The 15590-nt window shown below is 68.5% G+C and carries 11 protein-coding genes; 2 read left to right on the top strand and 9 right to left on the bottom strand.

The window, feature by feature from the left end:
• Window positions 1-4 precede the first annotated feature (4 nt).
• A complete protein-coding gene (locus AB0M63_RS24225; RefSeq protein ID WP_366020841.1) occupies window positions 5-1489 on the bottom strand; it encodes an MFS transporter in 1485 nt (494 codons plus the stop codon).
• Between the two features lie 226 nt (window positions 1490-1715).
• On the opposite strand from AB0M63_RS24225, the gene AB0M63_RS24220 reads away from it, so the two are divergent.
• A complete protein-coding gene (locus AB0M63_RS24220; protein WP_366020840.1) occupies window positions 1716-2861 on the top strand; it encodes a DUF2332 domain-containing protein in 1146 nt (381 codons plus the stop codon).
• A gap of 28 nt (window positions 2862-2889) precedes the next feature.
• Here the strand turns inward: AB0M63_RS24220 and AB0M63_RS24215 are convergent, their stop codons facing one another.
• Complete coding sequence (locus tag AB0M63_RS24215) at window positions 2890-3495, bottom strand: TetR/AcrR family transcriptional regulator (protein WP_366020839.1); 606 nt, start codon at window positions 3493-3495, stop codon at window positions 2890-2892.
• 114 nt (window positions 3496-3609) lie between these two features.
• On the opposite strand from AB0M63_RS24215, the gene AB0M63_RS24210 reads away from it, so the two are divergent.
• Window positions 3610-4587 carry an alpha/beta fold hydrolase gene (locus AB0M63_RS24210; RefSeq protein ID WP_366020838.1) on the top strand — a complete coding sequence of 326 codons (978 nt, stop codon included), beginning with the start codon at window positions 3610-3612 and terminating at the stop codon, window positions 4585-4587.
• Window positions 4588-4723: 136 nt separating this feature from the next.
• Here AB0M63_RS24210 and AB0M63_RS24205 read toward each other — a convergent pair whose 3' ends face one another.
• The 7 genes from AB0M63_RS24205 to AB0M63_RS24175 form a co-directional block, all read right to left on the bottom strand.
• The gene (locus tag AB0M63_RS24205) at window positions 4724-7447 is read right to left on the bottom strand and encodes a beta-L-arabinofuranosidase domain-containing protein (protein ID WP_366020837.1); all 2724 of its coding nucleotides are present in this window, start codon (window positions 7445-7447) and stop codon (window positions 4724-4726) included.
• A 75-nt stretch (window positions 7448-7522) separates the two neighbouring features.
• Window positions 7523-8920, bottom strand: a complete 1398-nt coding sequence (locus AB0M63_RS24200) for a glycoside hydrolase family 43 protein (protein WP_366020836.1) — start codon at window positions 8918-8920, stop codon at window positions 7523-7525.
• A 42-nt stretch (window positions 8921-8962) separates the two neighbouring features.
• A complete protein-coding gene (locus AB0M63_RS24195; protein ID WP_366020835.1) occupies window positions 8963-9730 on the bottom strand; it encodes a hypothetical protein in 768 nt (255 codons plus the stop codon).
• A 92-nt stretch (window positions 9731-9822) separates the two neighbouring features.
• A complete protein-coding gene (locus AB0M63_RS24190) occupies window positions 9823-12624 on the bottom strand; it encodes a LamG-like jellyroll fold domain-containing protein (RefSeq protein ID WP_366020834.1) in 2802 nt (933 codons plus the stop codon).
• 119 nt (window positions 12625-12743) lie between these two features.
• Window positions 12744-13721 carry a glycoside hydrolase family 43 protein gene (locus AB0M63_RS24185; RefSeq protein ID WP_366020833.1) on the bottom strand — a complete coding sequence of 326 codons (978 nt, stop codon included), beginning with the start codon at window positions 13719-13721 and terminating at the stop codon, window positions 12744-12746.
• On the bottom strand, window positions 13718-14539 hold the full coding sequence (locus AB0M63_RS24180) for a carbohydrate ABC transporter permease (RefSeq protein WP_355924310.1): 822 nt from the start codon (window positions 14537-14539) through the stop codon (window positions 13718-13720). The genes AB0M63_RS24185 and AB0M63_RS24180 overlap by 4 nt, the downstream gene beginning before the upstream one ends.
• Window positions 14536-15492, bottom strand: a complete 957-nt coding sequence (locus AB0M63_RS24175) for a sugar ABC transporter permease (RefSeq protein ID WP_355924308.1) — start codon at window positions 15490-15492, stop codon at window positions 14536-14538. The genes AB0M63_RS24180 and AB0M63_RS24175 overlap by 4 nt, the downstream gene beginning before the upstream one ends.
• Window positions 15493-15590 lie beyond the last annotated feature (98 nt).

Raw genomic sequence — 15590 nt, 5'->3', positions numbered from 1 at the left:
GGATTCAGTGCGCGGCGGGGACGGGCAGGGCGGCCGCGTCCCGTTCGGGTTCGCGCAGCGGCGGGATGAACAGGGCGATCGCCAGCGCGACCAGGCCCAGCAGGCCGCCCAGCCGCAGGGCCGCGGTGTAGCCGCTGTCGCTGTAGAAGGCGGTGCCCTTCATGACGGTGCTGTGGGCGTCGAGGACCGCGAAGAACAGGGCGCCGAACAGCGCGCTGAACAGGCCCAGCAACATGATGAGCGTGCCGCTGGCCTGGCCGTGCTCGTCCGGGGTGACGGCGCCGACGACCATGACGGGGGCCGCGGCGACCACCGTGCCGCCGCCCAGGTTGGCGACGCACATCGTCCACATCAACTGGGTCTCGTCGGCGTGGAACGAGCCCATCAGCAGGAAGCCCAGCGCCATCAGGGCGAGCCCGCAGCGGGCGAGGAGCCGGGCGTCGACGCGGCGCATCAGACGGCTGGAGTAGACCCCGATGAGGAAGACGATCACGGAGGCAGGGGCGGTGATCACCGCGTTGTGGTGGACGCTCCAGCCGAGGCCGTCGGAGACGCCGGGGATGTGCGGGTAGAGGGCCAGCAGGATGCTGATCGTCGGCGCGGAGAAGGCGACCGCCTGGCCCCAGGAGGCGGACAGCAGGACGGTCGCGACGCTTCTGCGCCGTAGCACCTTGAGATTGAGGATCGGGTACGAAGCGGAGCGCTCCACGAGGACGAAGGCGACCAGCGCCAGGGCGCCGCCGGTGATCCAGCTCAGCGTCTCGCCGCTGCCCCAACCCCATTCGTCGCCCCGGCCCAACACGTAGACCAGCGCGCTCAGGCCGCCGCCGAGGGTCAGGCCGCCGAGCCAGTCGAAACCGGAGTCGAAGGCGTGCCGCGGGGTCTCCGGGACGAGGAAGACGACCAGGACGAAGGCCACGGCGGAGACCGAGGCCAGGAACCAGAGTCCGCCGCGGTATCCCCAGCCGTCGACCAGCCAGGCCGCCAGGAACGGCGAGGCCAGGGCGACCAGGCCGCCGGCGCTGGCCAGCAGGCCGGAGGCCGACTTCACCAGCTTGGCCGGGAAGATGTCGCGGATGGCGGGGTAGGCGAGCGCCGGGAACACGCCGTAGCCGGCGCCGAGGGCCCGGCCCACGAGGACCAGCCAGTAGTGGCCCGCCATCGCGGCGACGGAGTCGCCGACCACGCCGAGGCCGGTGACGGCCACCATGATCCGCTTCCTGCCGTACAGGTCGCCCAGCTTGAAGAGGAACGGCGTGAACAGGGTGTAGACGAGCGTGACGACGAGGGTGAACCACACGACCTGGGTGGTGTGGAAGACCTGGGCCACACTCGCGAGCGAGTTGGAGCCGAGGATCACCACCGCGGTCACCAGCTGTGTGGGCCAGGTCAGCGCGAGCAGTACGCCGGCCAGGCGCGGGGTCCAGCGTCCGGAGGTCTCCGGGGTGCCGTTGCCGTCGGGCGATGCGTGGGCAGACGACGGTGTCATGCGACCACGTCCTTTCAGGGAGCGAGCGAGCCATTGAGCGAGCGGGCTTCCTGCGGAGCTTCGGGCCGGTGAAACGTATAAAACAAGGGATCGGGCGATGCGCCGGGAGCAGGTATTGCTTTCGTTTCCTGCGCCTTGACAAGGTAGTGAAACGATTCAGAATAGAGCGGGTGTGCGGTTGCGCTGCCGGAGGTGGAGCGGTCAGGGATGGTAGAACGCTCGTGTGATGCGGCCTGAGAGAACAGCCGAAGTCGAGCGGCTCCGGCGCCTGTTCCGGTTCTTCGGTACGACACAAGGGGCCGGCCGCTCACCGGTGTACGAGACCCTCAGTGAAGGTGTCGCGGGTGACGAGAGCCTTCTCGCGCTGCTTCTCGAAACACCGGAGGATCAGCGCCGCCCCAGTCTCCTGTTCGCGGCGGTGAACCTGCTTCTCGCATCACGCCGGGACTCGGAACTGGCCGCCTACTACGCGATCCACGGTGGGCGCAGAGCGGTCGACGATCAACTGGTGCCGACGTTTGCCGCCTTCTGTGGCCGGCATCGCGACGAACTGGCACGGCTGCTGTCGCAGCGATCCACCCAGACCAACGAGATCCGCCGATGCGTCGCCCTGCGCCTCGGTGTCGATCACGTCCACCGCCACTGGCCGGGTCCCGTCGCCCTGGTCGAAGTCGGCGCCAGTGCCGGGCTCAACCTGCTGTTCGACCACTACGACTACCGCCTCGACGGCGGGACATCGTCGGCGGTCGGTGGCTCCTCCGTCGTCGTGTCCTGCGAAGTCCGCGGATCGTCCGGCACCGGCGTGCGCCGGACCATGCCGGGGATCACCCGGCGACTCGGCATCGACCAGCATCCGATCGACCCGGACGACCCCGATGCCCGAGCCTGGCTGGAAGCGTTCATCTGGCCCGAGCAGACCGGCGAACTCGCCACTCTGCGGGGCGCGATCGCCCTCGCGGCCGGTGCTTCGGGTGTGAGGGTGGCGGCGGGCGACGCGACCACGGACACCGCTCGGATCCTCGGCGAACTGCCGGGCCGCGAGCCGGTGGTCGTGTTCACCGCTTCGCTGCTCAGCTACCTCACCGCCCCGGCTCGTACCGCCTTCGTCGCCCAACTCGACGAGGCCGCCCGCCGGCGCCCGGTGGCGTGGGTCTTCGCAGAGGCACCCGGCCTGCTGGCGACCACCGCCCTCGACATCGCTGCTCTGCACGGCCCTCTCGCTCGACGCAATTCCCTGTACCTGGTCGGAGCCGGCCTCCGCGGCGACGGTCACCGTCATGACCAGTTGCTCGGCCTCGCCGACCCGTATCTGCGCTGGATCTCGCTGGCTCGAGGTCCCGCGGACGACTTCCAGTGGGTCCCGGCCGACTGAAGCAACGACCACGCGACGTGGTCCCGTATCACTGGGGGCGGAAGATCCGGTTCAGGTGGTGGTTCAGGACTGCGGTCGCGGACTCCGGGCTGCGCTGGCCGACGAGGATGCTGGTGCCGAGGCCGGCGGACATGGCAAGCAGGCCGACGGCTTCCGAGTGTGCGTCGACACCGGGTTCGAGCAGTGCCGCTTCCTGTGCCTGTCCGAGGAGTTCGGCGAGGGCGACTTCGGCGGCGTCGGGGTTCTTGATGAAGGGTTGGGCTGCGAGCGCCGGGTCGTTCACGGCCAGAACCGCGTAGGAAGTGTAGAGGTGGTGGAAGGTGCGGCTTTCCTCGTCCGTCGGCAGCGCGGCCATCAGCAGCGCCTCGACCATCGCGCGTGGACCAGGACTGTCCCCGGCGGCCCGTACCCGGGCCGAGACCCGCTCGCCGAATCTCTCCGCCAGCAGGTCGAGCCCGGACAGCAGCAGCTTCTCCTTGGTCTGGAAGTAGTACTGCACCAGCCGCAGTGACACGCCCGCCTCCGCCGCCACTTCGCGCATCCCGACGGCATGCAGTCCGCGTCGGCCGGCGACCCGGACTAGGGCCTCGGTGATCTCGGTGCGCCGTACTGCGTGGTCCACGCGCTTGGGCATCGGCCGGTTCTCCGCTCGTCGTCTCCACCATGACCCTGCGGGCCCTTTTGATGATACAGCCGTACCAACATCGTGGTACGTTCGTATCACAAAACCGATACGCCGGAGGTGGCCATGCCCGAGACCGCTGCCCGAACCCAGGCCGACGTCGGCCGTTATGTGAGCGATGCCTGGCGGGAGCGCTACTTCACGGCCTGCGACGCGGTCTACGCGCTGGGGGTGCCCGCGCTCACGGAAGTGGACGTGGAGACGTCCTTCGGTACCACGCACGTCTACCGCTACGGCCCCGCGGACGAGGACGCCCGATTCCGCACCCCTGTCGTCCTGGTGCACGGGGCGGGTTCCTGCTCCGCCATGTGGTATCCGAACACCCCTGCCCTCAGCGCGGACCGCCCGGTCTACGCGATCGACACCCTGGGCGATCCCGGCCGCAGTGTGCAGCGCGAACCCATTCACCAGCCCGAACACGCGGCGCAGTGGCTGGACGAGACGCTCGCCGCGCTCGGGCTCGACCGCGTCCACCTCGTCGGGTCCTCCTACGGTGGCTGGCTTGCCCTGAACCAAGCGCACCGCAGGCCCCGTCGCCTGGCCTCGGTGACCTTGCTCGACCCCGGGGGCCTGGAGAAGGTGGGGCTGCGCTTCTTCGTCTGGATCTTCGCGAGCCTCTTCGCGACCTTCGCACCCAAGGCGCTTCGCCCGCGACTGGCGGCCTGGCTCGAACAGCCGGTCCTCGTCGTGCCGGAACTGCGCACGATGATCAGAACGGCGGTTCGCGCCTACCGCATACGCCGCCCGGCACCACTTCCCCTGTCCGAGGAGGAGCTGTCCACCATCAGGACTCCGCTCTATCTGGTGCTCGGTAAACGAAGCCTCCTCGTCCACCCGCAGCGGCAGGTGGAACGTGTACCGCGCGTGGTCCCCGGCGCCCGGGCAGAGATCATCGCCGGCACGGGCCACGGACCGCAGATCGACCACGCGGAGGAGATCAACCGCAGGATGCTGCACTTCATGGCCTCCGTCGACGGACGACCGCCCACGCCGACGGGCCGGGACAGTGCCCAGGGACGGGCAGGCCAGAACCCGGACCGGTAGCGCGGAGAAGCCTGGTGGTCGACGCGGCCGAATGCGGGCCGCCGGGCAGGTGCCCATGGCGGCACGCATCCTGGTCCGGCTCCGGCGCCCGCCCGTGACCTGAGGAGGCAGGACCCGGGCGGGCGGACCGGTGAGGTCAGACGATCTGCCAGAGGTGGGCGGTCGAGCCGTCGTCCGTCGACTGGACGACCTGGGCGCCCAGCGTCGTGGACGCCTGGTCGACGCCGAGCACCAGAGCGCTGTTCTTGTTCTGGACCACGAACGCGTTGCCGCCCGTGTACCGCAGCCGCCACAGATGGTCGTCCGTGCCCGAGTCGGACCACTGCAGGACCGTCGCGCCGGCGGCGGTCGACATGCTCGACACGCCCAGGATCTTCTGGCTGTTGAGGTTCTTGATCTTGAAGTAGCCGGTGCCCTGGTCGACGAACTGCCAGAGGTGGTCGGCGGTTCCGTTGTCGTCCCACTGGATGGCCAGGCCGCCGTCGGCCGTCGACATGGTCTTCACGCCGAGCAGCAGCCCGCTGTTGACGTTCTTCAGCCGGCGGTAACCGAGCGGGACGATCCGCCAGTTGTGGTCGGTGGTCCCCGTGTCGGGCCACTGGATGAGCTGCGCGCCGTCGGCGGTGGACGCGGAGGTCACGCCGAGGAGCTTGGCGCTGTTGGCGTTCTTGAACTGGACGTAGCCGGTGCCGAGGTCCACGACCTGCCACTTGTGGTCGGCCGTGCCGTTGTCGGTCCACTGCAGGACCTTCGCGCCGTCGGCGCTGGACGCGCCGTCGACACCGAGGACCTTGCCGCTGTTCTGGTTGCGCAGCCGGACGTACGAACCGTCCAGCACCAGCTCCCAGTTGTGGTCCGGAGAGCCGTTGTCGGCGAACTGGACGGCGAGGCCGCCGTCGTTGCGCGACATGCTCTGCACGCCGGCACACTTGCCGCTGTTCTGGTTGACGAGCAGGAAGCGCGGCGGCGCGGCGGCCTTGCCGTCGGCGTCCCAGTAGATGCTGTAGTTCTGGTGGTGGTTGTCGTAGAACGGGATCAGGTTCACCGTCGAACCGTTGGCCGTGGCGGTGAAGTTGAGCGGGGTCGACGTCGCCTGGATCGACGAGGTCTTCAGCACCGGGAGGGTGCTGTGGAGGGCGTCGGTGCCGTATGTGCCGCTCAGCACGACCGGGCCGTAGGTGATCGCCTTCACGCCCGGGTCGTCGTTGGTCGCGGGCAGGGTGACCGACATCGGCAGCTTGACGGTGACCGTGTCGCCGTCTGCCCAGGCGCGCGACAGGGTGGCGTAGGTGCCCGGGGTGAGGGTGAGGCTCTGCGTGGTGCCGTTGACCTGGATCTGGGCGTTCGACGTCCAGGACGGGATGCGGATCTTCATCGCCCAGGTGCCCGAAGTGCCCGTCACCTTCAGGGTGCTGGTGTCGGAGGCGGGGAAGGTGGTCGTCTGGGTGACCGTGACCCCGCGCGTGGACCAGGTCAGCGTGGAACCGATGAACAGGTTCACGTACAGGACGTCGTCGGCGTCGCTGCGGAAGTAGATGGAGTCCGTGAGCTTGGTCTGGGTCTCCATGCCGGTGTTCTGGCAGCAGGTGAACGTGTTGTAGTCGTTCGAGTACGTCCGCTGCCCGCCCGGGATGCTCGGTGTGAAGTAGCAGATGAAGCCGTGCGCTGAGGTGGGGTCCTGCTGGCCGAGGAGCTGGTTGGTCAACGCCCGCTCGTAGTAGTCGAAGTAGGCCGCGTTGCCCGGGTCCATGCGGAACAGCTCACGGGTCAGCTTGAGCATGTTGTACGTGTTGCAGCTCTCGCAGGTGTCCGCGGTGAGATACGCGGCGATGGCGTCCGGCGCCTTGAAGAACTCCAGGACGCTGTTGCCGCCGAACGCGTAGGTGTGGTGTTGCAGGACGATGGTCCAGAAGTTGCGTGCGATGTCCCGGTAGCGCGTGGTGCCGGTCGCCTCGAACTCCCGGGCGCTGCCCACCATCTTGGGGACCTGGGTGTTGGCGTGCAGACCGCTCAGCGCGTCGGTGTCGCTCGCCAGCGGGTCGAAGACCGCCGCGTGGTCGAAGCGTTGGGCCACGGTGAGCCAGCGGGTGTCGCCGGTCATCTGGTAGAGGTCGGTCAGTACGGCGTTCATGCCGCCGAACTCGATGGTCAGCGTCGTCTGCATCTGCGTGTAACTGAGCCTGGCGGTACGCCAGTCCACCCACGCCGCCTTGTTCAGGAGCACGTCCCTGGCCTGGGTGTTGCCGGTCAGCCGCCAGACGTCGAGCAGCCCGGCCATCGTCTTGTGGATGCAGTAGTACGGCACACCCTTGCGGACGCCCGTCTCCACGGTGTCGAGGTCGGACTCCGGGAAGCCGGACAGATAGCCGGTGTTGAAGCCGGCCGTGGCGTCGTTGGCCTGGCACTTGGCCAGTTCGGCCACCATATAGGTGGCCTTGTCGCGGTACTGGGTGTCGCCGGTCACCGCGTAGGCCTGGGCCCAGGCGGACAGGAAATGACCCTGGCTGTGCGTGCGGAACTCGAAGGTGGGCGCCTCCCAGCCGTAGCACTGCACGGCCCCCTGTGTGGAAAGGCCGTGGTTGGCGCGGAAGTTGTACAGCAGTCGGTCGGTGTCGATGAACTGGAGATACGCCAGGGTCCGGTTCATGTTGTCCAGCCAGCGCCCGGCGGCCAGTTGGACCTGGCCGAGGTCGAAGGGCTGCGCGGTGACACCGCCGTCCGCGTGGGCCTGGGGCAGGGTCGCGGCGAGGGCCGGCCGGGTGCCGAGCACGGGGCCGATGACGCTCGCGGCGAGCGCCACGGCGCCCGCCTGGAACAACCGGCGCCGTGACAGCGGGGTGGGGTGCGCTTCGGGTCTCATCGATGTCCTTTCCTGGACCGTGAGTTGAGCGGCTTCCGACGGGGCGGAGAGATGCTGGGCACGGAGGAGCGCGGCTCAGTACCCGACGTGGAAGGTGGCGTCGGCCTGTGCCCCGGTCGTCGTGATGGGGTCGATGCGCAGGACGTAGTTCGAGTGCCGGACGTAGCGGTCCGGGAAGTTGTACGAACGGAAGGACGTCCAGGTCGCGTCGGCGAGCCCCGCGGTCCGGTAGAACGTGGCGTCCGCGGCGAACCCCGACGTGCCGTCGTTGACGTCCAGTTCGAGCTGGTAGTTGAAGTGCCGCAGATAGCGGGTGGGGTAGCTGACCGACTGGAAGGAGACACCGGTGGAGTCGGCGAGGCCCGGCACCAGCTTCCACTGCGAGTCGGTGTACGGGTCGAAGGGATACGGGTCGATACGGCCCACGAAGTTGACGTGCCGCCAGTAACGCCCGGGAAAGTTCGAGGACTTGATCCGGTTCCAGGCAGGCGTGCCCCACCGGGTGACGAGGTTGTCGTACTCGGTCTGGCTGATCGGCTGGACCGTGCCGTGCTTGCAGTTCAGCGGAGGTGTGTAGAGGCGCTGGTCGACGGCGGTCCAGGTGCCGGCGGCGAGGTCGCTGCTCTGCCAGGCGTAGAACACGCCGTTGGGGGTGTAGGTGTCGCCCCAGAGGTACCAGGTGCCGGTGGCCTGGGAGTTGACGAGGATCGGGGCCTCGGTGCTGCCGTGGGAGACGGTGCCGGTGAAGGCCGTGAAGCTGCCGGGGTCGAGGGTGGTGGACTTGGAGCCCAGCAGTTTCCCCGTGGAGTTGTTCTTGAAGTACATGTAGTTGACGCCGTTCACCCCGACGGCCATGTCGCCGTCGATCGCGTCGTAGCCGGGGTCGAAGAACACCTGACCGGTCGTCGCCGTCTGGAAGTCGGTGGTGTAGCTCACCATGATCACGTTGTGTCCGGTGCTGTTCACGGACGAGTAGATGATCGCGTACTGGCTGCGCGAGGCGTCCCAGAACGCCTCCGGGGCCCAGCTGTGGGTGTCCATGTCGTGCAGCTTCAGCAGCCGGTAGTTGTCGAAGGACCGCAGGTCGGCGGAGTCCCAGACGTGGATGTACTGGCTCTCCTGGGTCCAGTCGGTGCCCTTGAGGTTGGTCGCCATGGCCACGAAGGTGCCGTCCTGCTTGCGCAGGATGTACGGGTCGCGCAGCCCGCCGAAACCGCCGGTGGGGGTGACGACGGGGGCGTTCTGGTTCAGCGGTGTCCACTCCAGGCCGTCGGTGCTGACGGCCAGGTGCAGGCCGTAGTCCGAGCCGAGGTTGTTGGGCGACTCCGTGAAGTAGCCCATCACATAAGGCGTTCCGGTCGCCGCGCGGGCGGAGGCGGTGCCGAGGGAGAGGGCCAGCGGGACGGCGGCGGCCATCCCGAGGAAGAGCCGGCGGGAGGGTCGGGGCATGCCGGAATCGGGCTCCGTGCTCATGGGGACTCCTGATGAGGATGATGAGGCAGTGGGTGGTGTACGTCAGCTCACGGGTACGGCGTCGTAGACGGCACGCGTGAGCTGCGTGCGGGCTCGGCCGGTGAGCTTGGCGGTGAGCGACTGGTAGTGGGTGTGGACGTAGGCCTGGCGGGCCTGAGTGTCGAGGCCGTCGGGGACCGCGATGGTGCCGTTCGCGGCCAGCTCTGTCTCCAACTGGGCGTCGAGGTTGTGCAGGACGTAGGAGAGGTAGTTGGCCTCGGTGTACTGCGCGGGGCCGTAGACGACCTGATGGGCGGCCACGGCCTTGGCGCGTCGGGTGTTCTCGGCGGCCCAGTCGGCGAGGAAGGCGTCGTAGCCCGGGTCGGCGAGCAGCCCTTCCCGGTGGGCGAGGCCGAGGACGACGGTGGCGTGGGTGACGTCGGCGAGAGCGAGCTTCCGGGCGTAGGCGGCCGGGGTGGTGCCGCCATGGGGTGTGGTCCAGAAGCCGGGGCCGTCGCTGACGCCGTAGGCCTGGCGGAAGTGGGCGAAGGTCGCGGCCCGTTCCTGTGTGAGGTAGAGGGCGAACTCCCGTACGGGGACGGCCTGGTCGTTGATCTCGGCGACCACGGCGGTGGGCGGCGGCGCGGGTGGGGCCGGTGTCGCGGTCGCCCGTTCCCGGTGTCCGCCCGCGAGCAGGATGACGGCCGTGATCGCCACCGCGCCGAGGACGCCCGCGACGGCGACCGCCCAGCCCGGGATCGCCCGGCGGGGCGCCGTACGACGCCGGGGAGCCGGGGTCGTGCGGCGGGTCTGGCGTACCGACGTGGTCATCGTTGACCCCTTTGAGTTCGCGCTGGTGGAAGGGTGCCCGGCCCGCCGAGCCGCATCTCTCCGGGCCGGGCACCCGCTTGGGTGTCGCCGGCTCAGCCGGCGGCGAGGGCCGAGATCTCCGAGGTGGTGAGCACCCGGTTGTAGAAGTGGACGTCGTCGATCTGGCCGTTGGTGAAGTCGACGGGGCCCTGGTTGTAGGTGCCGGCCCCGATCAGGGTGGCGCCGCCGACCGTCCAGGGAGTGGTGAAGGACGTCGTGCCCTGGAGGGTGCCGTTGACGTACAGCGAGATCGTCTGGGCGCTGCTGTCGAAGATGCCCAGGACGTGGTACCAGGTGCCGGTCGCCGCCGACGCGCTCGCCGTGACGCTGGTGGCCGTGGAGGCGTTGGCGTCGGAGGCGCGGGTGACGAAGACGAACTTGCCGCCCGACAACTGGAGATAGAACGGGCTGACCTTGGAACCGACCAGACTCGCGAAGGTCTGGTTGCCGGAGACGCTGTTCAACTTGACCCAGGCGCCGACCGAGTAACTCTGGCCGGTGTCGATCACCGAGGACGGCACGACGCCCATCGTCGCGTTGGTGCCGTCCAGGCTCAGGGCGTTGCTGCCCACCTTTCCGCTGCCCGCCCAGCCGGCATTGCCCTCGGTGTAGCCGTTGGCGGTGTTGCCGAGGAGGTTGGTGAAGGACTTCCCGCTGCCCTCGTCGAGTTGGTAGTAGCCGGCCGCGCCGGTGCCCAGCGCGTACGCCTCCCGTGCGGTGAGCGCTCGGGGGATCATGCGGACGTCGTCGATCGCGCCGTTGGCGAAGTCGACGTTCGCGCCGTTCCACTTGGCGCGGCCGATCACCGTGTGCCCGGTCGCCTTCCACGGGGAGGTGAAGGCGGTGGTGCCCTGGAGCGTGCCGTTGACGTACAGGGCGATGGTGTGGGCGCTGTTGTCGTAGACGCCGGTCAGGTGGTACCAGGTGCCGGTTGTCGGGGAGCCGCCGGTGACCTGCTTGTAGCTCGCCCCGGTGGAGTCGGCGCTGCGGACGGTGAACGCGAAGGTACCGCCCGATAGTTGGAGGTAGAAGGGGCTGATGCTGCTGCCGTCGATGCTCGCGTAGGTCTGGTTGCCGCTGACACTGCTCGGCTTGACCCAGGCGGAGACCGAGTAACTGCCGCTGGTGTCCACGGCGGTGGTGGGTACGTCGACCCAGGAAGTGCTGGTGCCGGCCAGGTTGACGGCGCCGGCGCCGAACTTGCCGGTGGTCCAGGAGGCTCCGGCCTGGAGCGTGCCGTGGTTGGAGCCGCCGCTGATGTCGGCGGTCGCGGTGCCGGTGGCCTCGTCGAGCGGCCAGTAGGCGCCGGCGGTGGCGGTGGGTCCGGCTACCGAAGTCCCGTTGTAGGCGCCGATGTTGGGGGCCGCGGTGGAGGAGACCGCGTTGCCGAAGTAGTCCAGGCCGCCGTTGCCGGAGACGACCGCGCCCGCGCCGAACGCCGGGGAACCACTGCGGAGTTTGTAGGCCGCCGCGGTGGAGCGGCCCGCGCTGCCGCCGCCCGGTTTCACGAACAGCGGGTCGGAGGTGAGCTTCGCCGAGTCCGTCGGCTCGGTGGACGGATGGTTGCCGTAGAAGAGGTTGTGTGTCCAGGAGGTCCTGGTGGTGGAGTAACCGCCCGTGCCCAGCTTGTAGATGATGTTGTTGGAGAAGGTGACGGTGCTGTTCGGGGTGCCGTCGGTGACCTTGCCGTTGTTGCCCTCGGGCTGGTAGATCGTGTTGTTGTACACGGCGGCGCTGCTGGAGCTGTCGACGCCCGACATCAGGGGGAAGACCGCGTTGGAGGCGCCGTCGTTCTGGCTGATGTTGTAGCGGACGACCGAGGTCTTCGCGCCGAAGCCGCTGTAGCAGCACCACTCGGTGAAGCCGAACGGGTTGTCGTGGCTCCAGTTGTACTGGACGACCGTCCCGGTGGTGTGGTTGTCGATGTCGAAGGCCTGGCCGTCGTAGAGCTGGCGGTACTGGCGGGAGACCTCGTTGTACTGCCACAGGCCGTTGGTCGACCAGGCCGTCCACAGACCGGCGCCGGAGAAGCGGTAGCCGTTGTCGGTGGCCACGTTGTTCTGGACGACCGGCGCGTCGCAGAACACGCAGACGATGTCGTTGCCGCCCATGTCGGTGAGGGTGTTGCCGTCGATCACGACGTTGGTGGCGTTGATGTCGTGGTTCAGCCCGAGCAGCGAACCGATGTAGATGCCGCCGGCGTCGTCGTGCGTGAGCGTGTTGCCGGTGATCTGGACGTCGTCCCAGCCGCTGGTGGTGTTGTCGTCGGTGACGTTGAACGCGATACCGGAGGACTTGCTGGGCTGGACCCCGCCGCTGTTGGTCCAATACCCCTTCACGTCATGGATGTTGTTGTTCAGGAGGTGGATGCCGGCGAGGATCCCGGTCGTGTCGTTCTGCAACTGGATGCCGCTGCGGACGGCCGCGCCGGACGCCGTGTTGGTGATCTCCAGGTTCTGGATGGTCCAGTACTGCTGGTTGTGAAGGTAGATGGTGGCGTCCGCGCCGCCGCCGTCGAGGATGGGGGCGGCGCCGGAGCCGTAGCTGGAGATCACGATCTGGCTGCCGCTCGCGCCCGAGCCCTGCGGCTGGAGTTCGCCGGTCCAGGAGCCGCCGTCCTGGAAAAGGATCTGGTTGCCGGCGGCGAAGGTGGTGGCGTTGACGTTGGTGAGGGTTTTCCAAGGAGTGGCGGTGGTGCAGCCGTCGTTGGAGTCGCTGCCGGAGGCGGAGGAGATGTAGTAGGTGGTGCAGCCGGCGGCCTGGGCCGACGGGGCCGCGAGGGTCATGGAGGCGGTGACGAGGCAGAACGCCAGGATCGATATGACCAGGCGGAGTGCCGAGCGGGTTCTTCGCACAGAGGTGTCCCCTTCTCTGTTGAACAGCACTGTTCGCAGGAAGCAGGCCGGGGCGGCGGCGCCGCCCCGGTCGAGGGGGGTGGGATGGGTCCGGGCGGGGCCGCGGGCCCCGCTCGGGTTCAACTGTGGTGCGGGTCGGGCCAGTTGGCCGTCAGTAGGCGTTCGGCCTCGTCGCTCGTGATGGGGAGGAGCGAACCGTGGCGTGCGCCGGACGGCAGTCGCGCGTCCGGGACCAGGCGCCAACTGCCGCCGGGCGGGCCGTCGGTGGCGAACAGGTGGTAGCCGCGCAGTCCGAACTCGTCGACCAGCAGATAGCTGGTGCCGTCCGCGGAACGGGTCACGGCCGGCCCCTCGCCCCGCTGGAGGTCGCCCCGGCCCACGTCCACGGCGACCGGGACGTACGCGGGGTCGTCGAAGGAGGTGCCCCGCTCGACGAGGATGTGCGTGCCCGCCCCGGGGTCCTCCGGGACCGGACGGGTGTTCACCGAGAAGCGGTACCAGTCCGGGCCGTCGTGCAGGAAGGCCGCGTCGATCACGTCATGGCCCAGGTCGAGGTAGACCTCGGCCGGTCCGAAGGTGACGAAGTCCTGGGTCGGCGCGGCCATGATCCGCTGGTACGTCCCCGCCGACCGGTCCTCCCCGGCGAAGAGGGCGGAGGCCCAGACGAGCATCCAGCACCCCCGCTCCTCGGACCAGATCGCCTTGGGCGCCCAGGTGTTGCCCGCCTCGGGCGGGGCGACCCGCACCAGGTAGGGCGCGGTCCAGGACACCAGGTCGTGCGAGGTCCATACGAGGATGCCCCGGCTGCCGTGCCGTACGGCACGGTCCCAGTCCTGGGTGGGCCACACCCGCAGGTCCGTCGCCAGCAGGACGAACACTCCCGTGCGGTGGTCCCGCAACAGGAAGGGGTCGCGGGCGCCGTGCTCGCCGACGTCGGACCTGAGGACCGGCTCGCCCGCGTTGAGCGCGGTCCAGGACACGGGAGCGGGACCGTCGCTGACCGCGAAGCGGACCTGTTCACCGTGTTCGTCGTGCTCGTCCAGGAAGTACGCGAGCAGGAACCGGTCGTACGCGGCCGACTCGTCCGTGGTGCTCACCCCTTCACGCTCCCGGCGACCAGGCCTTCGACGATGTACTTCTGCATGGTCAGGAAGAAGATCACCATCGGGATCAGCACGATGACGGTGATCGTCATGAACGCCGGCCAGTCCGTGGTGAACTGGGCGACCGCCTGGGAGGCCAGCAGCACGAGAGTCGACTTCTCGGGGGTGCTCAGCAGGATGGTGGGGGAGATGTAGTCGTTCCACACCCACATCGTCTGGAACACCCCCACCGTGATCAGCACCGGACGCACCAGCGGCAGCACGATGGCCCAGTAGATCCGGACGGCTCCGGCCCCGTCGATCCGCGCCGCCTCCAGGATCTCCAACGGCACCGATCGCATGTAGCCGATGATGATGAAGTAGCAGAAGACCGCGCCGGCCAGGTAGATGACCACCAGACCGTTGAGCGAGTCGACCAACTCGGCGTCCACCAGCATCTGGTAGAGCGGGATGATCGTGCTCTGGTACGGGACCAGGAACGCGGCCAGCAGGATCGCGCCGAACACGGTGTGCAGCCGGGACTTGCGGTAGATCATCGCGAACGCCGCCATCGAACCGACCAGCAGCATCAGCACGACCGACGCGGCGGTGACGTACAGCGTGTTGAAGAAGGCACGCACCACGGGCAGCGTGTCGAAGGCGTGCCGGTAGTTCTGCAGACTCCACGAGTGCGGAAGCCCGAACGGCGAGGCCGCCATCTCGCCCTGCGACTTGAAGGTGTTGACGACGACGTAGTAAAAGGGCACCGCCATCAGACAGGACAGCAGCAGCATCACCGCACTGGTGAGGATCGAGGCACCGCGGCGGGTCATGACCCACTCCCTTCCAGGCGCCGGGTCAGCCGGAACTGGACGAGGATGACCAGTCCGACGGCGAGCATGAACACGACCCCGAGCGCCGAGGCCTGGCCGTACTGGGCCTGCGAGATACCGCTGACGACGATCGTCTGCGTGATCGTGTAGGTGGCGTATCCGGGCCCGCCCCCGGTCAGCGAGACCGGCAGCGCGAAGACGTTGAGGCCCTGGACCATCAGCAGCATGGTGCTGATGGTGAGCGCGGGCGTCAGCAGCGGCAGCGTGATGTGGAAGAACCGCTGGCGGGGCGAGGCGCCGTCGAGGGTGGCGGCCTCGTAGTAGTCGCTGGGAATCGACTGGAGATACGCCAGGTAGAGGATCGCGTGCCATCCGGTCGCGGCCCATACGCCGACCACAATGACGGAGACCTTCGCGAGGGTGTTGTCCGCCAGCCACGGTGTCGCGCCCATGCCGAAGAGCGTGTGCAGCAGCCGGTTCAGGGCGCCGGAGGCCAGCGGGTTCAGGATGAAGTTCCACACCATGCCCAGCACCGCGATGCTCGGGATGGCCGGGAAGAAGAAGACCGCGCGGGCCAGGCCCTGGCCGAAGAACTTCCTGTTCAGTACGACGGCCAGCGGGATCGCGAGCACGGTGATGATCACGGTGGTGCTGACCGCGAACAGCAGGGTGAAAGAGAGTCCCGACAGCAGCGAGCTGTCGGTGAAGACGCGGTGGTAGTTCTGCCAGCCGACGAACTTGGTGTCGGGTGACATGCCCGAGAAGTCGGTGAAGCTGTAGTACACGGAGCGGGCGAACGGGATGGCGACGAGGATCAGCACCACCAGTGCGATCGGGATCAGGAAGGCCTCTCCGGCCGCCCGCTCCCGCCAGCGGGCCGCGACGGCTCTCGGCGACGGGGGTCGCGTCTGCGTGATCTCGGGTTCTGTCCGCGGGGACGTGTCAATGGTCATGTCATCCTCCTTTCCTGGGTGTCTCACGGGTGAGCGGGGTCGCGGCCCGCCCGTCGTAGCGGGCCGCGACCCGGTGGTCGTCTTGAGGTCGGTACGGC

This window comes from Streptomyces sp. NPDC051576 (genome assembly GCF_040681835.1).
Classification (GTDB): domain Bacteria; phylum Actinomycetota; class Actinomycetes; order Streptomycetales; family Streptomycetaceae; genus Streptomyces.
This window is presented reverse-complemented; position numbering and strand designations above follow the sequence as displayed.